The following is a 22,487-nucleotide window of genomic DNA, read 5'->3' on the forward strand; positions in this document are numbered from 1 at the left end:
TTATTATTGTCATTGAGAAGATGCTTTCGTTCACCTCAACTTAACCCTTATGCGTAAAACTAAAATCATCTGTACTCTCGGTCCGGCGAGCTCCGACTACGAAACCATTAAAGCAATGGTAGAAGCCGGAATGGATGTGGCCCGTTTGAACTTTTCTCATGGCGACCATAGCACCCATCAAAAAAACATCGAAACCTTACGCCAAATCTCTCACGAACTCGACAAACCGATCGCCATCCTTCAAGACTTACAAGGTCCCAAAATTCGGGTCGGCGACATGGAAGAAGGAACCGTCCTCGAAGCAGGTCAAAAAACTACCATTACCATGCAAAATGTGGTAGGAAATGCTCAAAAATTTAGCTCCACTTATAAAGGATTGGCAACCGATATCAACGAAGGGGATACGATCCTGATTGATGACGGCTTAATTTGCATTCAAGCGGATCGCGTTTTGAATAACGAAATTTACGGCACCGTCGTCCATGGAGGAGCACTCAAAAGTCACAAAGGGATTAACTTGCGTCACTCTTCAATTTCGACGCCAGCCCTCACGGACAAAGATATTAAAGACCTCGATTTTGGCTTGAGTGAAGAGGTCGATTACGTGGCGCTTTCTTTTGTTTGTGAAGCGTCCGATATCAAGGAAGTCAAAGGTGCCGTCAGACGCAAAGATAAACAAGCCCATGTCGTCGCTAAAATCGAACGTCACGAAGCGATAGAAGATTTAGAACAAATTGTGATGACGGCGGATGCGGTCATGGTGGCGCGCGGCGATTTGGGGGTCGAAATTCCCTTAGACCGCGTACCGATGCTGCAAAAAACAATTTTGCAAAGCTGTCGAATGCATCTCAAACCCGCAATTACCGCGACCCAAATGTTAGAGTCGATGATTCACAATCCCCGTCCGACTCGCGCGGAAGTTTCCGATATCGCCAACGCGATTTTAGATGGTACGGACGCGCTGATGCTCTCGGGAGAAACTGCGGTGGGAAACTATCCGGTAGAAGCGGTGCGAACGATGGCGCGGATTGCAGAAACGACGGAAGCTCGCCTGACTACTTCCCATCAATATCTCAACGGTTTTGAAGATGAAGGAATCGGTAATTCCGTGGTGTATGCAGCGTGTCGCTTGGCGGAAAATCTCAAAGCTAAGGCCATTATTTGTTTTACCGAAAGCGGATTTACCGGACGTTTGCTCTCGAAATATAGACCGATGATTCCGGCGATTGGAGTGACTACCGATGCTTTTGTAGAACGTCGTTTGGCTCTCTATTGGGGATTGCAATCGATTTGTTTAGAAGAAGTCACCAATACCGATGAAATGATTTTGCAGGTCGAACAAGCGGTGGTCAAACGCCGCTTTGTCGAACGAGGGGATTTGGTGGTGATTATTGCTGGATTACCTCTTCCAATTACTGGGGTGACGAATTTGATTAAAGTCCATCGCATCGGCGAAAGTTATGCGATTTAGCTCTATTTTTTCCTTGATTGGGGAATTCAAATAAGAGCGTGATGGTTACAATAGACAAAGCGCAATAGACAAAGCGCGATCGCTACAGTTCGGGCGATCGCGCTCTGGTATGATTAAAAATGGCAGGACAGGCGGTAAGCGTTATTAACTACTTTGTTCCTCGGCGAGGATTGGAGACAAAAAAAGAGCCGAGGGAGGGAATCGAACCCCCAAACTTAGGGAAATGCTCCACAAGTGCAATCCAGTGCGGTAATTCAACCTTACACAGTTCCTGCCATATTTTGGCTTTTGTAACGTTCTCTTCAGTTATAAAGGAAGAGACCCAAAAAGGAAAGTTGAGCGGATGTCGTCGGGAAGGAAGGATTGAAATAAGGACAGGCGGTCAGCATAACGGCGTTCCGAGACTGTTAACTACAGTTTTTCCTAACTTGGAATCAGGTTGGTGTGTAACGCCGCACCTAACTCAGTTCCTCATGTAATACAGTGTAGTACGATCTGGGGAAGATGTCAAGGGTTGGGAGGTAAATTTTGCTAAAAAGCTCAACTTTTTGGGTGGAATGGGTGAGGCAAAAAAGGGGTCTAGATGACTGCTTGGCAAGCATAATACCATTTTCAAAAATAATGAGAAAGATCGAGGGTAGAGATACGGCAATGCCGTATCCCTACAGGTTACTCATCTCCATCAAGGTTTTAGAAAATCGGCATAAATTGCTTGCAATGAGTTGAATTAAATGGGTTTATTTTCCTTGTTTGTCGATATAAAAAATGCGCATTTTGTAGGGACAAAAAATTTTTGCCCCTACGGTGATTGTGGCTTCACTACATCAGATATCTCTAATTGAGATATTCCGGTTTGGCGAAGAGAGAAGCATAGATGAGTTCGTCATCGGCTTCGACAAATTGTCCGGCGAACTGGTCGCCGATCGCCGTTTTTAAGCGCAGATTGAGAAAGCGTTCTTCTTCTCGAACTTCAAAGGTTTGTTGCGGCGTTTTGGCTAAATTTTCCTGCAGGGTTTGTTGCAACTGCTGGCGACTGTCTTGCAGGCTTTCGCGCAGTTCGGCGAGGCTTTTAACGGGGAAGGGTTCGGCAATCGGTTCGCGAACGGCTTCGTCCTTAAAAGCGGCGACGCCATAGCAAAAACAAACTAACGGCATCCACAGTTCTTGGAAATAAGCCGCCGTGGGTGCAATTTCAATCCCGGCGAGTTTGTCATCGAGAAAGAATAACGCCCCGGTTTGACCGTTCAAGTATTCCAAACGGCTTTGATATTGGGTTAAAAAGCCCCGTTTGCGGGTGATAATTTGTTCGAGGTGACCGCGATCGCTCAAGCCGAAATCGCGATTGAGTTCGGAAATTTTACCCCACAATTTGCTATAAGAGGCTTGGTGGCGAACCTCCAGGGCAGGCGATCGCAATTGCAGGGGTAAAATAAAGAACCACTGTTCGCGACCTTTTAAATATCCGCCTTGCGATTCTTGGACGCAGCACGCATCCTCAAACATCAGTTTTTGTCCGGCAGCAATAAAGGCGGATCGACACAAAGCGTGGTTTTGCGCTTGGTCTTGAACGTAACCGATATGCAACGGGACGATCGCCACGCCTTCGCGGCTGGGATTGGACAGTTCGACACTGCCATATCCGGCGACCCGATTTAATTTTAAACCGCTTAAGGGACTGGTAAATTGTCCCGGGCGATCGCCTCCAAAAATAGGAACGACACTCAGGCGACCGGAGACTTGGGGCGCGCCAAATTGGTAGCGGGACAGGTCGAAAGTTTGGGGAACTAATTGTTGACAATCCATAGGTTGACCCCCTCAATACATTGAAAATTTTTGGGTGGGGAAGGGGCGATCGCCCGATCGCCCCTAGTGAGCGTCAAGCCGCTTTTTCGAGTGGTCGGTCGAGCCATTGTTCGACAATTTCCAGTTTTTTCAATAAGAAATTGTGAATCGTTCGCTCGCCTTTTTCGCCTTCAACAAAGCTGAAGAGCGCAACTAAGACCCCTTCAAAGTCTTCTTGATGCCAAAACTCAAATTGGGGTAAATTGGGCGCGTTGCGGCGCAAACTCAAATCGTCGTTAGGACTGAATTTGCTATGGCAAAACACCACGGGGGTTTGAATGCCCAATTGCGCAAACGTGGCCGTAACCCGGGCTAAATCGCCGGGATAGGTGTTCTCGTAGCCGTCGGAGACGATCGCCACCAGATCCGGTTGGCTTTCGATCGCGGCGATCGTCGCCGTTGCCAAATCGCTCGGCCCTTGGGGTTGGGGTAACGTACCGGAACCGCCGACGGGGAAGACTTCCAGGCGATCGCAACGGCGTTGTAACACCCGTTGGAAAGCCACGGACTGGGCGATCGTGCAATATTCCCGTTCGCCATAGCCCCGGGTGGAGGTGGACCCATCGAGAACCACGGCGACCTTGCCCTCGAAGTACGGTAGGGGACGGGCGGCAGCTTCGACGTAAGCATCCACGGCCCGTTCCAGTTCCGGGGAACTGCCGCCGCGATAGAGGTGAACCAAGGTGGCGGCGATATCGCCGCGATTGGTGGCGGTCACCGTTTTCGGGCGTTCCGGTTCGCGATCGAGTGGTTCGGCGCGATCGCGGTGGGTCTGCTGGTACGCTCCCGTTGCGAGCGATCGCACGCCCCCGCGATAGAGGGTCGGAAATAGGCTCTCGACGCGCGCCGGGTCGCGGGCAAAACGCAGCAGATTGCGCCGCACGTAGGTTTGACGGCTCCGTTCGCCCTCGGCGAGCCATTTGGCACAAGCCCGGGCGACATTTTTGCCGATCGCGTGTTCGAGACTGTCTGCAACTGCCGGACGGCGACTGCCGAGGAGGTCTTCAAACTGCGGATGGTTGAGGATGTAACGCAAGATCGCTTTACGGGCGTGTTTGTGATTGGCCCGTTCCCGTCGCACGGCGAGAAACACGCGCAGGACGCGATCGGCGCCGAGGCTTTCTAAGAGAATCCGGGTGACGCGATCGAGGGTCCGTCGCACGTTGTCGTCGAGACCGACACGAGAGGCGCGCAGGAGTTGGAATAAGACGCGCTCGCGCTGGACGGTTTGTACCCCTCCGGCTAAGGCTAACAGGGCGTACAGCTCGCTTTGGCGCTCGTAGAGCGTGCGATGCAGCGCTTCGTCGCTCCACTCGGGGGGTTGTCCGTTGTCGCGCAGGACGAAGGGTTCCGCGTGCGATCGCAGGTGGTTGAACACCGTCGCGAGGGTGTATGGATTTCGTTCCATCTGCCGACCTCCTCTTGATGGGTATTTTAAGATTGGAATTTTAGAAATTTGAGGTCTAAAAGCCCGATTTTTACAAAATAAAAGGCTGCACTAAGGTCGTGCAGCTTCTCTAAAAACAGGAGAGTTCTTCGTGCGTAATATAAATACTACATAAGTACTACATTAATGTCAAGTCTACTGTTGTAGAGGAACGGGAGGCAGGGCGGATAAGGGTAAAGTCACTTTAAAAGTAGTGCCGACGCCGACTTGTGTATCGACGGTAATTTCGCCGCCGTGTAAATCGACGCTGCGCTTGACGATCGCCAATCCCAATCCGGTGCCGGGAATGTCGCCGACGTTGCTACAGCGATGGAATAACTCGAACAGGCGCGGTAAATCTTCCGATTTGATGCCGATACCGGAATCTTTGACCGTGAAAGCGATCTGGCGATCGTAGTAATCGACGGTAAACTCAACCCGACCGCCCGGGGGGGAATATTTGAGGGCATTGGAGAGTAAATTACTGAGGATTTGGCGTAAGAGTTTGGAGTCGAGACGCGGTGGGGGGGAATCGGGGCCGAGGCGGCGATCGTTTTGGAAAAATTGAATCTTGCGATCTTGGGTATTGACCAAGTGCAGTTCTTCGATCAAGTTCTGACAAAAGGTTTCAAGGTCGAGGGATTGCGGTTGAAAACTGATGCCGTTGGCTTCGCTGCGCCCGATGAATAAGACATCTTCGAGCAGTTGAGTCATGTTGACGGCGGAATTTTGGATGCGATTGAGGGCTTGTCGTTTCTTTTCGAGGCGATCGACGGCAGATTCTTCGATATAGAATTCGAGTAAATCGGCAGAAGAGAGGATGGTCGTCAGGGGGGTGCGGAACTCGTGGGAGACCATCGAGATAAAACGGGTTTTGAGTTCCATGACTTCGCGTTCTTTGGCGATCGCCTGTCGTAATTGTTCTTCGGCGTGTTTGCGTTCGGTAATATCTTCGGCAATTCCGGCGACGCGGTAGATCTCGCCGGACTCGTCGCGAATCGGGAAGCCGCGATCGCGAATCCAGCGAATCGACCCGTCCGGTCGGACGATGCGATATTCCAAATCGAGGCAATCGAGGGGGTGGAGAGCCGCCCAGAGGCGATCGCGCTCTTCCGGGTGAACCGCTTCAAACCGGGCGGCAGGATTGCGGTAGAGGTCTTCGCAGGTCAATCCCCAAATCTGTTCGTAAGCGGGACTGACGTAGAGAAGTTCTCGACCGTGGCGATCGCCGATCCAAAAGACCGCCTCGATATTTTCCGCCAACTGGCGAAAGCGTTCCTCACTCGATCGCAACGCCGCTTCTGCTTGCTTGCGTTCGGTAATATCCCGTCCGACGGCTTGAAACTCACTCAAGCGACCCCGTTCGTCAAAAATCGCCCGTTCGGTCCACTGTTGGGTGCGAATCGTACCGTCGGGCATCACGATCCGATGTTCCCGACTGACTGCGGGAGTCTCGCCGACATCGAGGGGTTCGTGGGGGATGAGGGGAACTAAAGAGCCGTCCATCAGTTGTTCCCGTTCGACGTTGAAATAGCGGCAGTAGGCATCGTTGACGAAGGTGAGGCGTCCGTTGGGGGCGAAGCGACAGATCAGTTCGGTTTGATCTTCGACGATCGCCCGATAACGCGCCTCGCTTTTGCGTAACGCCGCTTCGGCTCCGATCCGTTCTTGGTGCAGGGAAATCGCTGCCGCCGCCGCTTTTAAGAGGGAGACTTCCGACTCGGACCAGGGGCGGGCTTCCCGGGCGTTGTCGAACCCGACAAACCCGAAAAATTCACCGTTGACAATTAAGGGCAACATTAAAATCGAACGCACCCCCGCCGCTTCTAACATCTGGCGTTCGCCTTCGGGAAAATCGCGGCTGATTCCGGCGACGGTTTCGCCGCGCGTCAAGTGGTGTAGCCAGCGTGGGGGGAATTGGATCAGACGATCGCGCCACTGGCGATCGCAGATTCTCGAACTAGTTGCTCCGGAAGCGTCGGTCTCGCTGGCGGACCAATCGGCGAGACAGACGGCGCGATCTTCTAAGGGGGGGCAATTCTCCGACCGAGTCCCTGCGCGAACGTCGCCTGTGGAGGGCGAGGGGATTTGGAATAAATATACTCGGGTGGCGCCTGCGGCTTTTCCCAAGGGTTCGAGGACTTCTGGATAGGGCGATCGCTCCAAGTCGCGCGCCGGACGATCCCCTTGGAACGCCAGCAAGCGACGTTGCACTTCAACTAAGGTAGCCAATTGCTGGTTGGCTTGACTCAACTCTCGGGTGAGGTGATGCAAGCGCAAAGCGGCGCGGACGCGAGCCAAGAGTTCTTCAGCTTCGACGGGTTTGGAGAGAAAATCGTCGGCTCCGGTATCTAAGCCTTTGACGCGATCGTCTACTTCTTCGCGAGCGGTGAGCAGGATGAAAAACATCGTCGCCAGTTGTGGGTCCGCTTTCACTTGGCGGCAGACTTGCAAACCGTCGAGGACGGGCATCATCCAGTCACAAATCATCAGATCGGGATGTTCTGCTCGGGCACGCTGCAAGCCTTCTTGTCCGTTGAGGGCGACCGAAACTTGATGTCCTTCGCTTTCGAGTAAGTCGCGTAAGACGAGTTGAACGGTGAGATCGTCATCGACGATTAAAATTTTGGCCATAGTAAAGCTGGAATTGAAGTGCAAAGCAGGGAGACGATCGAGGCGCCCGGGGGAAACGCTCTCGTGTCTCTTGCATCTCTGGAGAGTTCACCTTAAAAATGTAGTCAGTCAAGACTTAGGCTGGGTAGGGGCGTTTCGCGAAACGCCCCTACTGAAGGTGAGGCATGAAGCCCCGTTACTGAGCGTGCGGGGTACTGACACGCGATCGCCTATCTTTAGCTATTTTGACAGGATGACGGGTTTTGTCGCACGATCGCCTCGGCAACCCTTCCGACCGAACCGCGAGGAGAGACGGTGACGATCCTCGGGTCTCAAGCGGCGCGATCGCCCGTCCGCATGTGGGGCGCGGACTCTGACGTCGCGGGCGGCGTTGCTGGCGGTCAAGACTCGCTCTCGCAGCGCGTATTTTAAAATAGTCCAAAAATAAAAAACCCCCCTAGGGCTGGGGGGCATGTCACACTCAGGGTGTCGAACAAATTCAGGGTGATCGCAATATCATTGTGGCTAAAACAGCCAATGAAGGGCATCAGCCAAATGGCTTAATTTGTTTCAGCGATCTTGCGGATGCCATGCAAGCTGTCGTTGAGTTAGATCGGGACTCAAGCGGGTCGATCTTGAACTCGATGCTGGAGTTTCTTCGCGATCGGTGAATTTATTTCACATTTAGTTTGCAATCAAAATCTGTTTGCAGCCCGGGGGGCGATCGCTAAACTCGACTCATCGGCAGGCGGATCTTGTGCTTGCGCAAAATCCGCAGAATTTGCGTCCCACTCAGCTCTATTCCCGTTTTTTTAGATAAATGACTCGCGAGACGTTGACTCGTCCAATGTTGACAGTCGTATCCCAAGCTCTCGGGAGGGGTATTGACTAATTCTAATAAAGTTTGAATATAATTTTCGTCCGCTTTACGGTAGTTTCCCCGTTCTCTGCGGTCTCTGAGGCTCTCGATATTATCCGGATCGCCGTGGACGCACCAATAGGCCACCGTTCGGTAAGAACAGCCTAAGAATTTGGCGATTTCTTCATAGGTTTTGCCGTCGTTTTGGAGCAGTAAAATTAAAGCGTGTTCCCGCAAGCGCGGGCAACTATTTTCGCGAATTGCCGTCTGTAGCGCTTTTTTCTGTTCGGCAGTCAAAAAATTTTTTGCTGGCATTACAACCGAAAACCAGAATCCATCTAATTAGATTTTATGCTATTTAGATGTTATTCACATCGCTGTCAAGGGCGCAAAGAGCCAAAAGTTGCATCGGCAAGGGGCGACGGCGATCTCCTTGAGAAAACTGGGAGTGATAAAAGTGACCCAGTTTTCTCGGAGTTTACGGTTGGCGATCGCCCGTGGCGTCATCGACGACTAAACCAATGGCGCCGTCTAATTCGGCATGGGCGAGATTGGCACCCTCTAACTTGGCTCCACTCAAGCGGGCATTCCCGAGATTGGCGTTGGATAAGTTGGCATATTCTAGGTTGGAACCGCGTAAGTCGGCGTAACTCAAATCTGCACTGCTGAGATCCGCACCCCGAAGATCCGCATTTCGCAGGTCGGCTTTGCTGAGGTTAGCCGCACCCAAGTCGGCCCCTTGTAAGTCGGTTTTAACCAGTCGGGCGCCGTTTAAATCTGCTGAAAACAGGGTCGATCTTTGTAGGTTTCCACCACTGAGGTTGGAACCTTTGAGATTCGCCCCGGATAAGATTTGATGGCTCAAATCGACCCGTTCTAAGTTACACCCCTGACATTGCTTGAGTTCCATCAGTCGTTTGACATAGGTTTGATTGACCCCGCAACTCGAACACAGAGCGATCGCCACCATCGAGGTCAAGAGGTGTTTGATTTTCACATTCTCGTTCCTTAATTTTTGTAAGCTACACGAGCAAATTTCCCCACTTGAACGGTGAATACATAACTAGCTATTTCTGTCAAAGGGGGTATGACCCCCTATTTTAGAACAGAATGGGTAAAGCGGGGGGGATCGTCGGGGGCGATCGCGACGACGATCCCGAGGTTCGAGAGGCGATCGGTCGAGAAGGTGGCGATCGCGGGGCGAACCGTGGCGAAGATTCAAGCTAGAGAAAAGAGGGAGAAGGCGATCGCCGAGAACAAAGCTCGAACCCTTGGCGATCGCGATCTGAGATCGTCGGTCGATGGAAAATACCCTGAGAACCGCTTGCTTACCGGGGGGTTTTCGGGAACGCGAATCCCACGGGCTTGAAAACACCTACGTTACAATCACACTAATGACGATCGCCGCCAAAGAGAGGATAATACTAGCAACGATGACTCCTGCGGCGAGATTCCCTTTCTCGACTTCGGCACGGTAATCGATCGGGTCGAGCTTGTCAAACAGACGGACGCCGAGATAGAGCAAGATAATGCCGAGAAAACTCCAAACAATCGTTTCGACAACAACAGCCCAATTCATGGTGATTTCTCCAATTCACAACGGCTAAAATCCAAACTTGGATCGAAAATCAAAGTGGCCTTTGGCGATTTTAACGACTTCTAAACGATCGATCATGACACTTTCCGTAACCAAAAAAGCAACAAAACGCTTTATTGATTGGTGGGCGTACCTGGGTTTTGTCGCTTTGTCCCTCGTTTTATTGGCGGGTCTGGTTTCCACCAGTTTTTATCAGAATATTCTCAGCGAAAATATATTAGTCACCCCAGGACAGCCCGCCGAGTTTAAAAACATCGAACTCAAACCGACTGCGATCGGGGCGTTGCGAATTGACGCAACAGCATTGTTGCAGACCAATCGTTGGGTGACTTATGAAATTCGGATTTTCGATCGCGAGAAGAAACTGCTCGCGGCGGCGGTGAAACAAGCTTGGGCCGAGTCGGGAAGGTGGTACGAAGACGGGGAATCGGGCACCTGGTCGGAAAGAGACGTGCAAGCGGGGTTAGATTTGCGAGCAGGCGATCGCCCGGAAGAGATTACCCTGGCGCTCAATATCCTCGAATATACGGACACCTCCGGTCAAGCCATTAACGAACCTCTTGCGTTTCGGGTGAAAGTGTTTAATGGGGCGATCGATACCCGCTATCTAATGGCTGGGGCTGTAGGAACCACAGGGATGGCCATTTTGTGCTTGTTCTCAGTTCTCGGTTCCGGGAAAAAGACGATCGCCAAAACCATTTTAGATAGCGATATCGGCGATCGCGCCATTCTCGGTGGTTCCGATAAACTCGTCAAATTGAGTCTCGACATTACCGCAGACGAAACCTCGCCTCGCAGTCTGCGCGTCGATCTGTGGGTCAACGACGGCTATGGCGAACAAATTTACAAACAGTCGCAAACTGTTGTCTTGAAGTTTCATAAAGACGACAGTGGGGACATTACCAAAACTACCGGAAAGATGGTCTGTTATTTCGTGTTTGAAAAACGCGCATCCTACGGGTTTTATGCGGAAGTGACCCCGGACGGTCCGGTGGATAAAACTGTGTTGACCGTCCGCGAGGAAGTGCGAACCCTCTCCGGGGTCAATATTGTCGCCATTCCCCAACCCGTCTGAATTATTTCTAACCGCCGTCTTCCGTGAAACTCCGTGTGAACCATGTGGACTAAAATTTTTGCGCTGTTTGCTATTTTATTGGCGATCGCCACTATTGGAGCCGCTTACACCCAGAGTTCGGCCCTGACCTTACGTCAAGAACAACAAAGCTATTGGCCCCGTCACCGCACTTACCTGCACGGATCCTATCGTTCGGGGAGTTGGAATTATTCGCGCGATCGCTCCGATTACGGCGGCGGCTTTTTTGGTGGGGGTTCCGGCGTTGGAAAATAAGGTCGAACCGTGGAACCTTTGTTGGCGAAACGAGCCGAGGAAGGCTCGATGACACTGAAGTTGCTCGAAGGTCGGCGATCGCTATGGCCAAACAACGCTCTAAATCCGATTTTCCCACAAAAATCTGTCCCGTCTGCCAACGTCCGTTCACCTGGCGCAAAAAATGGGCCGATTGTTGGGATGAGGTGAAATATTGTTCCGAACGCTGTCGGCGACAGCGAAGGGAATTGTAGCTTTTACAGCAGTTTTCGCTGTTGGGCGCTACATTTCGATCCCCCTAAATCCCCCTTAAAAAGGGGGACTTTCACTGCCCCCCTTATTAAGGGGGGTTGGGGGGATTTTTGCCTCTTCTACCTCATGACAGATGAAATATTGTTCCGAACGCTGTCGGCGACGGCGAAGGGAATTGTAGATTTTACAGCAGTTTTCGCTGTTGGGCGCTACATTTCGATCCCCCTAAATCCCCCTTAAAAAGGGGGACTTTCACTGCCCCCCTTATTAAGGGGGGTTGGGGGGATTTTTGCCTCTTCTACCTCATGACAGCGCGAATTGCTGTAGATTCTTAGATTCTTAGATTTTAGGTTCTTAGATTCTTAGATTCGGGCCGTGGGGCGTTGGGAATTTGCATTTTTTCCCTTTCCCCTTTTGCCTCAACCTGCACGATCGCGCCGTGGCGTAGAATAAAAAACTGCAAAAACAATCACGATCGGGGCAAAAGGTGGACGCGATGACAACTGACGACATTCAACCCAAACTTATTATTCATGGAGGGGCGGGGAGTTCGCTGCAAGGGAAAGGCGGCGCCCGGGCGGTGAGAGCATCGCTTTCTAAAATCGTTGAAGAAGTCTATCGCTTGTTGGGTGAAGGGGCGAGTGCGGTCGATGCGGTCGTGCGTGGTTGTCAATTACTCGAAGACGATCCGCTTTTCAATGCGGGGACGGGTTCGGTGTTGCAGTCCGACGGACAAATCCGCATGAGTGCGGCATTAATGGACGGCGAGAAACAGTCATTTAGCGGCACGATCAACGTGGCGCGGGTGAAAAACCCGATCGATCTGGCTCGGTTTTTACAAACTTGTCCCGATCGCGTATTGTCCGATTACGGTGCGGCAGAACTGTTAAGGGAATTGCAACTTCCTCCGTTCGATCCCCTGACCGATCGCCGCTTGCAAGAATGGATCGAAGAGCGTAAAGATAATTTTTCGCGATCGATGGCGAATGTGGTCGCCGAGTCCGAGTCCGCCGGACGGGGAACGATCGGAGTCGTGGCGTTAGACGGCGAGGGGCGCTTGGCGGCGGGAACCTCCACGGGAGGCAAAGGATTCGAGCGCATCGGACGGGTGAGCGATTCGGCGATGCCTGCGGGCAATTACGCCACCGGGAAAGCGGGGGTCAGTTGTACGGGCATTGGGGAAGATATTATCGACGAATGTTTGGCGGCGCGCATCGTCATCCGGGTAACCGACGGCTTGGGCATCGCGACGGCGTTCGAGCGCTCCTTTGCGGAAGCCCAACGCAACGGACGGGATTTAGGGGCGATCGGGATCGATGCGAACGGGGCGATCGCCTGGGGCAAAACCTGCGATGTCTTGCTCGCCGCTTACCACAATGGCGATCGCCTGGGAGACACCTTAGAAATGGGCAACGCTAACTTAATCGAATCATGCTAGATCGATCGTCTGTCGTTCTCACGATCTGACCTCAGTCAACCTTTGAGGCGTTCGGGGATTGTAGTGTTGTTCCACCGGGATTTCAATGACGAACTGACAACCTTGTCCCGGCTGAGAATAACACTGCAAGCGACCCCCATGTTTTTCGACCACGATCTGATAGCAAATCGACAGGCCCAAACCCGTTCCCTCGCCGATGCCTTTGGTCGTAAAAAATGGCTCGAATAAACGGTTTTGGATCTTTTCCGGGATGCCCGGTCCGTTGTCTTCAATCGAGATTTTGACCCATTGGGACGAAATCGTTTCCGTGGCGATCCAAATGGTCGGCGTCCATGGTTCGTCCAGGTCTCCGGTCACGGCTAAGGCGCGGGAGCGATCGTGGAGGGCATCGATCGCGTTGCCCAAAATATTCATAAACACTTGATTGAGTTGGCTGGCAAAACATTCGACCGGGGGCAAATTTGCATAGCGCTCCACCACTTGAATCCCGGGACGTTGCAGCTTCGCTTTCAAACGATTTTGCAAAATCAATAAAGTGCTGTCAATGCCTTCGTGAATGTTGACCGCTTTCATCTCGGCTTCGTCAATGCGCGAGAAATTGCGTAAAGTCAAGACAATTTGGCGGATGCGTTCGGCTCCGAGTTTCATCGAGGCGAGGGTTTTGGGCAAATCCTCGACTAAAAATTCGAGGTCGATCTGCTCGGTGAATTCGTCGATTTCGCGATCGCCTTGGGGATAGCGTTGCTGGTACAGATGGATTAAGGCGAGTAAATCGTTGGCGTAGTCGTGGGTATGGGTCAAATTGCCGTAAATAAAATTGACCGGGTTGTTGATTTCGTGGGCGACCCCCGCTACGAGTTGTCCCAAACTCGACATTTTTTCCGTTTGAATTAACTGCGCTTGGGTTTGTTTGAGTTCGGCGAGGGCTCGTTCGAGTTCGCGCGCTTGTTGGGTGGCGGTGGCGGCGAGTTCTTCTTGGCGCTTGAAGGCCCGTTGTAATTCAACTTCCGCTTGCTTGCGTTCGGTGATCTCGCGCAGGATGACGATATATTCGCGGGTATCCCAATTCGATCGCGCGGAAATCGAGACTTCGACGGTGCGCGGAACGCGGCGATCGCCTCGATCCGGGTGCGATGGGGCGAGGAGGTTTTCGTCGGCGAGCATCTGTTCGCACCGAGTCGGCCACTGTTCGGGAGAACCGCTCAGTCCGGGCAGGAATTGGGCGATCGCCATTCCTTCGAGTTCGTCGGAGGACAAGCCGAGTAAGTCGGAGACTGCCGGATTGACCCGCACGATCGCCCCATTTTCGTCGAGAACCACGATCGCGTCGAGGGCCACGACAAATAAATGCTCTGCCGCTTCGCGCGCTTCGACAATCGAGCTAATCTGGGGCAAGCTCGTCCAGCAGGCGATCGCTACCCCCACAAAGGCACCGCTCAATAACAACAACACGTACAAATCGCTGCCGACCTGAAAACTGCTGTTGTCAATTTCCATCCGCACCAACCAACCGACGGTCAGCGCCCCACAGACTAACAGCAGCACGACCCCGACTTGCAAAACGGCAAAATCTAGGAGCATTTCCCGGCGGCGTTGGCGGTAGCGCTCCATCCACCATTGCGGTTGGAAGATCCGCAAGCGACTGCGGCGGATCCAACGGTCTACGACCGCAATGGTCGGCGCCAGTAACAGTCCCATCACCCAGTAATTCCATCCCCACGCCAAACCGCCGACGACCATCACGGTCGTTTCGACGATCAGGAACAGCAGGGACAGACGCGGCCATTTGGCTTCGGGGCGATCGCGGTTGAGCCACAAGCTCAAATGTACTGCCATCATCGAGGAGAGATAGCCCGTCCCGGTCACCATCACCACGTGAGAGACATCCCCCCACACCAAACAAATGAGGCTGAGCAAAAAGGTAAAGAGCAACCCCGGACCGAGAACCCCCCGGGGTGACACGACCCCAAACACGGGGGAGAGGTAGCCGTCGCGAGCTAATTGGTACAAGACGCGAGGCGAGTTGGAAACGGCGGTCGCCGAACTGAGCAAACATCCGGCAGACAGGAGAAAGGTGACCAGGGTCGAGGTAGCCGACCCCCAAAAGGGCTTGCCTGCGGCTACGAGATGTAAAAAGGTATTCTCTCCCAATCCCGGGGCGGTGGCCAAGCGCATCAACACCCACGAGCCGCCGATGTAGACGACGGGGAGGAGCATCGCGGCAAAGGACAAGGCTTTGAGGGTATTCTGGGGGCGGCGACTGTCGGCGACGAAGGACGAGGCGGTTTCGCAACCGTAAACGGCATAAACGGCGAGGAAAAACCACTTACACCATTCCACCGGATCGAATCCGGACCATTCATGGGGCATCAGTCCGGGGGTGAGCGGTCCGAAGCTCAGCCAGCCGATCCCTTGCACGGAAAAGGCTAATAACAGACCGATCGCCGGAATCACGAAACAGAGGTGCAAGATGGCCAAGGTGCGGATCCCACTGAAAGCAACGATGTAGGCGATCGCTGTAAATCCTATTCTTAATACAGTTTCTGGGGTGTAAATGCCTACGGGATCTAAATTGGCTTTGACCAAATCCGTGAGGATGATCGCGTTCATCGGGGGAACGGAGACCCATCCGAGCCAATATCCGATCGCCCCGTAGCGCGCGATGAGGGGATAGTTCGCCAACAGTCTCGCGGCGTAATTGGGGGTGCCGCCGGACATCTCGGGCCAGTGGGTTCCCAGGCGCTGGACTTGCAGGTTGAGTAAAAAACCGACGATTGCCCCAGGCAGCCAGACGAAGATTGCGCGATCGCCTAACGCTGCGTGCATGGCGGGAGCCGGACCGAGCCACAATAATAGTCCGCTCAATCCAAATCCCCAGGTTTCTAAAGAACTCAAACTCCGTTTAAGCTGCAGTGATGGCAATCTCTTGGTTTCCATGTTCAAATTCTTCTTTCCGGTCAGGAGGATCTCACCTCGAATGTTCTTGTTCACCCTTTGGAATCTCGGTTCTAATGGCCGTCGATCTCTAAATTCCAATGGTTCTCAGCCCGCGTGCGGCGATCGCCGATCGTCGTGTGGTGTTTTCCTCCCGCTCTTGAGAAAAATGGCGATTTTTGGGCGAGTATGGGGGGAACAGCTTGTTTTCTGGGGTGTTGCCGATGATTCATGACTGGTTCGAGAACTTTTTTATTATCTGTTTGTGGATCTCAGTGATGCACCCCCTCAATCGATCTTGTTGTGCTGACGATTTTGTTAATGTTACAGTTGTAACAATTTTCGAGCGTAAAAAAAACTTTTATAGATTGATTCTCTTTTAAATCTTTGAGAGGGCTTTTTCGGAACAGGCTTGGCATTGGTCGTTGATTTCTATGGGTTATCCGAGTTAAGGCGATCGTTTCCCCCCCCCGCCTGAGTTCGCCTTTTCCCGAGCGCGCAGTTGGGGTTTCCCCGGTGGCGATCCTCCCTATTTTTTCAGATTTAAATCTCCTACAACGGCGCGATCGTTGCCTTTTACCTTACGATGAACTGATGTTAATGTTTTTAAAGGCGATCCGCACCTAAAAAAGCACAAAAAAACGCCCCCGGAGAGGCGTTTTTTTTAATTAACAGAGATGACCATCCACTCTGTTGTCATGATGGTTTAGCTCATCGCCGCGCGGGAGCGATCGTAGGATAAGCGGAAGGTGGGATGCACTTTCCCTTGGATGCGATTCCAATACCCGGAAACGTCACCCGCCAGACCCACTTCACTCGCCAAACGGCTCAACATCGACTGTTGGCGCTTTTTAATGGCGCGACAGTTACTCATCATCAACGAGCGTGCTTTATCTTCAAACAAACTCGCAGATCCCGCAGGCGCCACGGAGGGAACGGCGATCGGTTGGCGGACGGGAACCGTCGGCGCTTGCTCGGCGCTACCATAGGCGACGCCGCGATACATTAACTCGACGGTCGGCTGCTGGACGGGCGCTTTCTTCAGGTTGCAGAAGCGCCAATCCAATCCTCGGTATTTCCCGGCGAGTTCGCCTTCGGTGGTTTCAATGGTTGGGGGGGTGTATTCGTAGCTAACACCGCGATAAGTCAATTTCATGCGCTTGAACTCCTTTCGTTTCAATGAAGTCAGGCGCGTTCCTTCGGGATAACTCCCTACTTCCGTCTCCCCTAAACCTCTTTTTGAAGCCTAACTCTCAAGACGTTTAAGAAAGATGAACGATTTTTGTTGTCTGTAGCCATTTTTACAGTTTTTTCTGGGGATGTCAAGTATCGATATGCACTCGGGCAGGGATTTCTGGCGACGATCGCCCCCCGAGGGCGACAAACAGACCCACAGCATACGAACCGGACGAATGGCGCTCTATTACTTGATTCCAGGGCGATCGCCCTACCTCAAACGAAAAAAACAGACCCCCGTGACGAGTGTCTGTTCAAAAATTGTTAAAAAAGATGAAGGCTCGCGATCGCTTCGGTATTAGTGGGCCGAACCGTTACCGTGATACTTGTCCGTATCGTAAAAACCGTTTTTCGTCCCGAAAAACAAACAGGCGATCGTAAAGACAACGCTCAAAATCGGCAGAATTAACTTGATATCCATATCACTCCTAAAACACGAAAACGAAACAACCAAGAGCATCGCACTCCACCTCCCATTCTAAAAGCCCCCAAACCCCCCGTCTACGCCGTCGCGTCAAGGGCTGTTGGCAATCCTAGCCGCCGAAACCCCCTAACGAGGTTTGGCTGAATCCGATCGCCCCTTGAGACGCTTGAATCGCCGATTGGGAAAACACTTGGAACGCCTTGCGAATTTCGCTTTCCTGATTTCCCGGCGTCAGAATCCAGCGATCGCGAATCCCCATTTCGCGAAAAACTTGCCGGAAATCCGTGCTGCCGTCGTCAATCCCCATCGCGGCAATAATATGATTTTCCGTCATCAGCATATCTTTAACCAGGGCTTCCACCGTATTCGCCCGCGCCCGCACGGAATGGAGATCGGCGCCGTCGGAAATAATTAACGTCACCGATCGCACCGGAACCCCATTATCGGCAAACTCCTGGGATTTGGCGAGTACCGTTCCCAAGATCGCGACGGTTTGGTCGTACAGGGGCGTTCCCTTATCCGGATTGTAGTTGCGATCGTCCATTCGCACGGCGTGAGGAAGCGGACAGTAAGGATACAATAAAAACCCATTAAGATAGCGATTGTGAATGAGGATATTATCTTTCTGTTTCGAGGCCATCAAAGCATCGAGAACCGCATTGTGACCGTCGCAAACCGCTTGTGTATTGCCGTTATAGGCGATCGATCCCGAGTCGTCAGGCATGATGGTGACTAACACCACCTCAGACGCCATCACGTCATCGACATCGATCCCCAAACCCGCTTGAATTTGGGCGCCGATATCGACCACATTGAGCGCTTGCATGGAGGCATTGGAAAGCAAACCCTCATCGTGGGCGCTTTGGAATAAGGAATTGAGATCGGGTGTTTGGCTCATGATTTTGTTGGATTGAGGAGTGAGAAGCTTGAGGAAAGAAGAAGCCAAAAAGTGGAAGGAAGGAGGTAAAAAGTTAGATATTTTCTGTTTCCCAATTCCCTAATTCCCCTCCACTTCACGCACTTATAATAAATCCGGCCAAGAATCGATCGCCTCGGTGGATTTGACCAGGTGCATTCCTGCCTTAGAAAAGCGATCGAACGCCGCATCGGCTTGGTCTGTGAAGTCCACCACCCCGGGAACGACAACGGGTGAGGTGCAATCTTCTAAAAGATAAACTTTCTGGGCTAATTTCGGATCTTGAGCTTGAATTTCCGTGAGTAAATCGTCAATAGTCCAGGCAACACAATGACTTTTTGCTTGACCTGCAATAATCACAGCATCGTAGTCGAGCAGTTTTTGAATAAAGCGAGTATTTTTTTGGGCGATGGGACGACCTTGAGAATCTTCGAGAACTTCCGGACGCAACACGGAGTAATTTTCGGTGAGGGGATTGCCGCCTTTAATTTCATATTGGGTTTGACTGTTGCGCGCCATATTGTGGAAAAACATCGCTTCTTCTAAGGCGGAAACGAGGGCGTGACCGATCCCCCCCAACATGGAATGATAGGGCCAAATGGTCAGGGGATATTTACTATCGAGATTTAATTTTTTGACATAGTGCAGGGCGTAATTTTGCAAGGCCATATAGTTACCGCCTGCAATGCTGTAGGCGATCGCGGGATTCACTTTCCACACGCCATTTTCGACGTCTTCCATCGAGATTTGGGTCATCGGTTCGGGATTTTCTCCCGCATCGTCGACCCAAAATACGGGATGGAAAATTTGCATGGCGGTGTGGGTGTCCATTGTCGGCGCGATCGCGGTAATGATGCCCAAATTGCGATAGATAAATTCGCAAAGTCGGATATTATCTTGGACGGCACCCATCCCACTCCGACCGCCGACAAATAACTCAAATTTGGGAATGCAAAATGTATTTTGAACGTCGATCGCCATCAAGCAGATTCGGGCCCGATCTTTGGCGGCGGGTTCGAGGTTATATTGTTGCGCCCAATGTTTGGCATCAATAGCCCGTTGTTGATAGAGGACGCGCCAGACATCGCCGACTTTTTGGCGATCGAAGTGAGGGGGAATCGGGAGTTGATGAGTCATGGTTGATGATTGAGGATAAATTATTTTGAGTTTTGATGAAGTTGCATTGATAAGATGCAATTTTGCTAAAGTTTTAGCGAAGTTGTGACCCGCAGAAAAATTCGACGGTTCAACTCATGGATAACAACAAAATTTCTTGAGAGTTGACTACGTAAAGTCCTTTGGGTCCGGGGAATAATTGGGATTCGCTGTTGACAAAAGGTTCGGTATCGGGAAATTCTTTAGTCGTGACAATTTGCCCGTTTTGAACTTCCACTCGCACGATTCCGTCGTCGGTGGCGGCGAACAAGAAGGGATCGATCGCACAATGACCCCGGATGACGGACAGCCACGATTTACCGTCGGGTCGGACTTGTGCGGTAGCTTCTACGGAACCGTCGGGACGCACGATCGCGCAATGGTGCCACGTTTCCCCGTTCAATTCGGTGATACTAAATACCCAGCAGCGATCGCGGCTGAAAATACAATGCATATCGATCGTCGGACCGGGCGATCGCGGTAAGGTGACGCGATCGTAAATCCCTTTCCTTCGAGTATGGAACACGAACGCGACATTGAGATCCCCCGCTCGATAGAAACCGAAACCGAAGGTTTCACCGACCCAAAACTGGGTTTGTCCGGCTAAAACGTCGCCGATATATTCCGGTCCGAGGTCGCCGTCGCGGAGCAGTTGACCGTTGTAAATCCAGTAGCGACAGGTTTCGTTGGCGTCGAAGACTTCTCCTTGTTGGGAGGCGATCGCCCGGGTTTCGATCGCCTCGCGTTGGGGCGGTTCCCCCGGGGTTAAGGTCACCATGTGTCCCGCTTTGCCAATTAAAGTGACCTCACCTCGTATGCGAAAGTGGACTTCCGGATCGAGTTTTCCGGCGAGAATCGTGTTTCCGTCTTCCCGTTTGAACTCGCCGCAATCGTAATACACCCACCGCAGGCGATCGCCTTGGACAAGGGCGAATAAAATGACCCCTTCGGTGAAAAATACGGACGTCGCACTGACTGTTCCCCTGACTTGTGTCACTACAGGTGTGGGGACGGGGGCGGGGGTCGAAGGGGTGCAGTCGGGACAGGTGGGGCGGGCGTGTTCGAGTCCGCACGCGGTGCATTTCGTCCATTGCAAGCGATCGAGGAGGGCGCGATCGAACGGTTCTCGGCGATCGCTCGTAAAGCAACTGTAGAAATAATCTAGTAATTCATCGGGTAAAACTTTATAAGGAATCGCAGGTTTTGGATATTTCACTTCGGGATGAAAAATGCTGATTCCGTGCAGCGATCGCGCATCTTGTGGGATGCGCTTGCTCGTATCTTTGGGCTTATAAACCCCTCCAAAAGGATGAACGAATAATAAACATTGCATTAACATGACTGAGAAAGCATACCAGTCGGATAATGGCGAATAGGATCCGTTTAAAACGGGTTTGGTATAGTTGGGGTCGCATAAAAGTGGATCGAGAAAGCGAGCGGTAAATACCCGACAAGCAAAGGTTTGAGTTCCGAAAGAATCGGCATCGATAATATAAGCTCGATTCTGGCGAATGAGAACGTTTAAATCGTTAAAATCTCCAATGACTACCCCCACTTTATGAATGTCGCTGACAGTTTGATGTAAATCTTGGAAAATTTCAATGACGCTTTGATGAGAAATTCCCGACTGACGAAAGGCGCGATCGCTGTAGCGCATTAAAACTTCGGCTGCTTTGATACGTCGCATGGTATAGCCCAAAATGGTATCGCCGATCGCATTCATGGCAAATTCTTGGGGTTGGACGACGCGAATCGGCAAATTTTTGGGAAATAAACGCAATTTGTATTGATGTTCGGCGAGGCGATCGAAGGCGGCTTGTTGTTGTTCGGGCCAGTCTTGATAATCGGGGTGATTCGGCTGTTTGAACAGTTTGAGCGCTTTTCCGCCACCGATATCGTAAATATCGGCTTCGCCCCCTTTCCCAATGGATTGAGTTGGGGTTAAATGAATTCGATTCCCATTGATGTAGATGTCCATAAATGTTAGGGATAAGGGAGCGGGTATTCTGTAAATTGGGGAGGATTTTCAGAAAAATTAGACGAAACGAACTTTCAAGATCGTTTATGAGGATTTGCGTTTCCGGATGACAATTAAGGTGGTATCGTCGGGTAATAATCCCGTTTCTTTTAGCATTTGTCGGTGTTCCCAGTTGGGTTTATGAATTTCGCGATTGATCAGGGATAATTGCCGACGGATGGTATCTGGATTTTGGAAGTAGCGGTCTTGGGTCCAAAACTGACGGATATCGCCGATGAGGTCGGGTTTCCCGGGAAAGGGGCAATGAGCGAGTTTCATCAGATCGTTGACTCCATCGGTTCCAATTAAGATCGAGTTGAGATCTTCTGGGTTGAGGCGATCGTGGATGGTGAATTTCCAGCGATCGGAATTGGAATCGAGGAAGTCGTACACTAAATAAGGTGGGGCGTTATTGGCAAACGGTCCAATTTGGGTGGGGCGATCGTTGACAATTAATAAACCATCTCCGAGGGAAAAGGTGACGATGCCCGATCGCGCGATCCAAACGCCAACAATGGTAAATAAAAAGTAATGTTGCAGGATTTTGGGCGGGATTTCGTTGGTATTTCCCCCCATGGCGATCGCCATAGTTTTGATGTTTTCGAGGACGTTTTGGCGAACGAGTTCTAAACATTTCTCGGGCTCGTCGATCGCTTCGCCTTCAAATAGCGATCGTCGAATCGCTTCCCCCACCAAGCGCGCCCCGACTTTAGCGCCAACTTCGCTATGGACTCCACTGCTGCAACCGTCGCAGACAATGGCGATCGTTGCTTCTTCCGTCGAGGTCAGGTAATACCCGTCCTGGTTGTTGACGCCGAGTCGAACGTGATGTCTCCCCACAACTGTCCCGGCAGCCACTTCAAACAGCTCTTTCATGGCTGTATAGTGTAATTAATACACTCATATTAGTGTCTAAAAAACACGATGTCAAGAGCGCGAACGCCTGCTTGGGGTCGGTCGAGAGATCCAAAAAATCCTCT

Annotated in this window: 19 protein-coding genes and 1 riboswitch; of the genes, 5 read left to right on the forward strand and 14 right to left on the reverse strand. The window is 51.7% G+C overall.

Annotation, left to right across the window (positions count from 1 at the left end; genetic code table 11):
• Positions 1 to 49 precede the first annotated feature (49 nt).
• Entirely contained in the window at positions 50 to 1,471 is a 1,422-nt protein-coding gene (gene pyk / locus HCG48_RS05640; protein ID WP_168568273.1) for a pyruvate kinase, read from the forward strand.
• An 834-nt stretch (positions 1,472 to 2,305) separates the two neighbouring features.
• Here the strand turns inward: pyk and HCG48_RS05645 are convergent.
• The 6 genes from HCG48_RS05645 to HCG48_RS05670 form a co-directional block, all read right to left on the reverse strand.
• Positions 2,306 to 3,274, reverse strand: coding sequence for an ARPP-1 family domain-containing protein (locus tag HCG48_RS05645; protein ID WP_168568274.1), 969 nt, complete (start codon positions 3,272 to 3,274; stop codon positions 2,306 to 2,308).
• A gap of 73 nt (positions 3,275 to 3,347) precedes the next feature.
• Positions 3,348 to 4,721, reverse strand: a complete 1,374-nt coding sequence (locus tag HCG48_RS05650; RefSeq protein ID WP_168568275.1) for a VWA domain-containing protein — start codon at positions 4,719 to 4,721, stop codon at positions 3,348 to 3,350.
• Positions 4,722 to 4,895: 174 nt separating this feature from the next.
• Entirely contained in the window at positions 4,896 to 7,373 is a 2,478-nt protein-coding gene (locus HCG48_RS05655; RefSeq protein WP_168568276.1) for a PAS domain S-box protein, read from the reverse strand.
• A 706-nt stretch (positions 7,374 to 8,079) separates the two neighbouring features.
• Positions 8,080 to 8,526 carry a helix-turn-helix domain-containing protein gene (locus HCG48_RS05660; protein ID WP_168568277.1) on the reverse strand — a complete coding sequence of 149 codons (447 nt, stop codon included), beginning with the start codon at positions 8,524 to 8,526 and terminating at the stop codon, positions 8,080 to 8,082.
• Between the two features lie 163 nt (positions 8,527 to 8,689).
• Positions 8,690 to 9,208: a pentapeptide repeat-containing protein gene (locus HCG48_RS05665; protein WP_246259931.1), complete on the reverse strand. Its 519-nt coding sequence runs from the start codon at positions 9,206 to 9,208 to the stop codon at positions 8,690 to 8,692.
• Positions 9,209 to 9,586: 378 nt separating this feature from the next.
• Positions 9,587 to 9,790: a DUF350 domain-containing protein gene (locus tag HCG48_RS05670; RefSeq protein ID WP_168568278.1), complete on the reverse strand. Its 204-nt coding sequence runs from the start codon at positions 9,788 to 9,790 to the stop codon at positions 9,587 to 9,589.
• Positions 9,791 to 9,884: 94 nt separating this feature from the next.
• Here HCG48_RS05670 and HCG48_RS05675 point away from each other — a divergent pair, with 94 nt between their 5' ends.
• From HCG48_RS05675 to HCG48_RS05690, 4 genes are all read left to right on the forward strand, one after another.
• Complete coding sequence (locus tag HCG48_RS05675) at positions 9,885 to 10,883, forward strand: hypothetical protein (RefSeq protein WP_168568279.1); 999 nt, start codon at positions 9,885 to 9,887, stop codon at positions 10,881 to 10,883.
• Between the two features lie 42 nt (positions 10,884 to 10,925).
• A complete protein-coding gene (locus HCG48_RS05680; RefSeq protein WP_168568280.1) occupies positions 10,926 to 11,156 on the forward strand; it encodes a hypothetical protein in 231 nt (76 codons plus the stop codon).
• An 83-nt stretch (positions 11,157 to 11,239) separates the two neighbouring features.
• Complete coding sequence (locus HCG48_RS05685) at positions 11,240 to 11,389, forward strand: DUF2256 domain-containing protein (protein ID WP_168568281.1); 150 nt, start codon at positions 11,240 to 11,242, stop codon at positions 11,387 to 11,389.
• Positions 11,390 to 11,883: 494 nt separating this feature from the next.
• Complete coding sequence (locus HCG48_RS05690) at positions 11,884 to 12,825, forward strand: isoaspartyl peptidase/L-asparaginase (RefSeq protein ID WP_168568282.1); 942 nt, start codon at positions 11,884 to 11,886, stop codon at positions 12,823 to 12,825.
• An 18-nt stretch (positions 12,826 to 12,843) separates the two neighbouring features.
• Here HCG48_RS05690 and HCG48_RS05695 read toward each other — a convergent pair whose 3' ends face one another.
• The 8 genes from HCG48_RS05695 to HCG48_RS05725 form a co-directional block, all read right to left on the reverse strand.
• Entirely contained in the window at positions 12,844 to 15,762 is a 2,919-nt protein-coding gene (locus HCG48_RS05695; RefSeq protein WP_168568283.1) for an ATP-binding protein, read from the reverse strand.
• A gap of 71 nt (positions 15,763 to 15,833) precedes the next feature.
• On the reverse strand, positions 15,834 to 15,992 hold the full coding sequence (locus tag HCG48_RS05700; protein WP_168568284.1) for a hypothetical protein: 159 nt from the start codon (positions 15,990 to 15,992) through the stop codon (positions 15,834 to 15,836).
• A 473-nt stretch (positions 15,993 to 16,465) separates the two neighbouring features.
• Positions 16,466 to 16,915, reverse strand: coding sequence for a glutamine synthetase inactivation factor IF7A (gifA, locus tag HCG48_RS26675; RefSeq protein WP_168568285.1), 450 nt, complete (start codon positions 16,913 to 16,915; stop codon positions 16,466 to 16,468).
• Between the two features lie 32 nt (positions 16,916 to 16,947).
• A riboswitch (Glutamine riboswitch) is annotated at positions 16,948 to 17,039 on the reverse strand.
• 254 nt (positions 17,040 to 17,293) lie between these two features.
• Complete coding sequence (locus tag HCG48_RS26420; protein WP_255547199.1) at positions 17,294 to 17,416, reverse strand: DUF8629 family protein; 123 nt, start codon at positions 17,414 to 17,416, stop codon at positions 17,294 to 17,296.
• Between the two features lie 112 nt (positions 17,417 to 17,528).
• Complete coding sequence (locus tag HCG48_RS05710) at positions 17,529 to 18,317, reverse strand: hypothetical protein (RefSeq protein ID WP_168568286.1); 789 nt, start codon at positions 18,315 to 18,317, stop codon at positions 17,529 to 17,531.
• Between the two features lie 123 nt (positions 18,318 to 18,440).
• On the reverse strand, positions 18,441 to 19,472 hold the full coding sequence (locus HCG48_RS05715; RefSeq protein WP_168568287.1) for a cysteine hydrolase family protein: 1,032 nt from the start codon (positions 19,470 to 19,472) through the stop codon (positions 18,441 to 18,443).
• Between the two features lie 109 nt (positions 19,473 to 19,581).
• Entirely contained in the window at positions 19,582 to 21,468 is a 1,887-nt protein-coding gene (locus HCG48_RS05720) for a hypothetical protein (protein ID WP_168568288.1), read from the reverse strand.
• Positions 21,469 to 21,552: 84 nt separating this feature from the next.
• A complete protein-coding gene (locus HCG48_RS05725; RefSeq protein ID WP_168568289.1) occupies positions 21,553 to 22,383 on the reverse strand; it encodes a protein phosphatase 2C domain-containing protein in 831 nt (276 codons plus the stop codon).
• Positions 22,384 to 22,487: the final 104 nt, after the last annotated feature.

Origin of the sequence: Oxynema aestuarii AP17 (genome assembly GCF_012295525.1) — a bacterium.
Classification (GTDB): domain Bacteria; phylum Cyanobacteriota; class Cyanobacteriia; order Cyanobacteriales; family Laspinemataceae; genus Oxynema; species Oxynema aestuarii.

What these genes read in the sequence shown, in the direction of transcription:
- pyk (WP_168568273.1), top strand. Translation starts at nt 50, where the DNA reads ATGCGTAAAACTAAAATCATCTGTACTCTCGGTCCGGCGAGCTCCGAC.
- HCG48_RS05645 (WP_168568274.1), bottom strand. Translation starts at nt 3,274, where the DNA reads ATGGATTGTCAACAATTAGTTCCCCAAACTTTCGACCTGTCCCGCTAC.
- HCG48_RS05650 (WP_168568275.1), bottom strand. Translation starts at nt 4,721, where the DNA reads ATGGAACGAAATCCATACACCCTCGCGACGGTGTTCAACCACCTGCGA.
- HCG48_RS05655 (WP_168568276.1), bottom strand. Translation starts at nt 7,373, where the DNA reads ATGGCCAAAATTTTAATCGTCGATGACGATCTCACCGTTCAACTCGTC.
- HCG48_RS05660 (WP_168568277.1), bottom strand. Translation starts at nt 8,526, where the DNA reads ATGCCAGCAAAAAATTTTTTGACTGCCGAACAGAAAAAAGCGCTACAG.
- HCG48_RS05670 (WP_168568278.1), bottom strand. Translation starts at nt 9,790, where the DNA reads ATGAATTGGGCTGTTGTTGTCGAAACGATTGTTTGGAGTTTTCTCGGC.
- HCG48_RS05675 (WP_168568279.1), top strand. Translation starts at nt 9,885, where the DNA reads ATGACACTTTCCGTAACCAAAAAAGCAACAAAACGCTTTATTGATTGG.
- HCG48_RS05680 (WP_168568280.1), top strand. Translation starts at nt 10,926, where the DNA reads ATGTGGACTAAAATTTTTGCGCTGTTTGCTATTTTATTGGCGATCGCC.
- HCG48_RS05685 (WP_168568281.1), top strand. Translation starts at nt 11,240, where the DNA reads ATGGCCAAACAACGCTCTAAATCCGATTTTCCCACAAAAATCTGTCCC.
- HCG48_RS05690 (WP_168568282.1), top strand. Translation starts at nt 11,884, where the DNA reads ATGACAACTGACGACATTCAACCCAAACTTATTATTCATGGAGGGGCG.
- HCG48_RS05695 (WP_168568283.1), bottom strand. Translation starts at nt 15,762, where the DNA reads ATGGAAACCAAGAGATTGCCATCACTGCAGCTTAAACGGAGTTTGAGT.
- HCG48_RS05700 (WP_168568284.1), bottom strand. Translation starts at nt 15,992, where the DNA reads ATGAATCATCGGCAACACCCCAGAAAACAAGCTGTTCCCCCCATACTC.
- gifA (WP_168568285.1), bottom strand. Translation starts at nt 16,915, where the DNA reads ATGAAATTGACTTATCGCGGTGTTAGCTACGAATACACCCCCCCAACC.
- HCG48_RS26420 (WP_255547199.1), bottom strand. Translation starts at nt 17,416, where the DNA reads ATGGATATCAAGTTAATTCTGCCGATTTTGAGCGTTGTCTTTACGATC.
- HCG48_RS05710 (WP_168568286.1), bottom strand. Translation starts at nt 18,317, where the DNA reads ATGAGCCAAACACCCGATCTCAATTCCTTATTCCAAAGCGCCCACGAT.
- HCG48_RS05715 (WP_168568287.1), bottom strand. Translation starts at nt 19,472, where the DNA reads ATGACTCATCAACTCCCGATTCCCCCTCACTTCGATCGCCAAAAAGTC.
- HCG48_RS05720 (WP_168568288.1), bottom strand. Translation starts at nt 21,468, where the DNA reads ATGGACATCTACATCAATGGGAATCGAATTCATTTAACCCCAACTCAA.
- HCG48_RS05725 (WP_168568289.1), bottom strand. Translation starts at nt 22,383, where the DNA reads ATGAAAGAGCTGTTTGAAGTGGCTGCCGGGACAGTTGTGGGGAGACAT.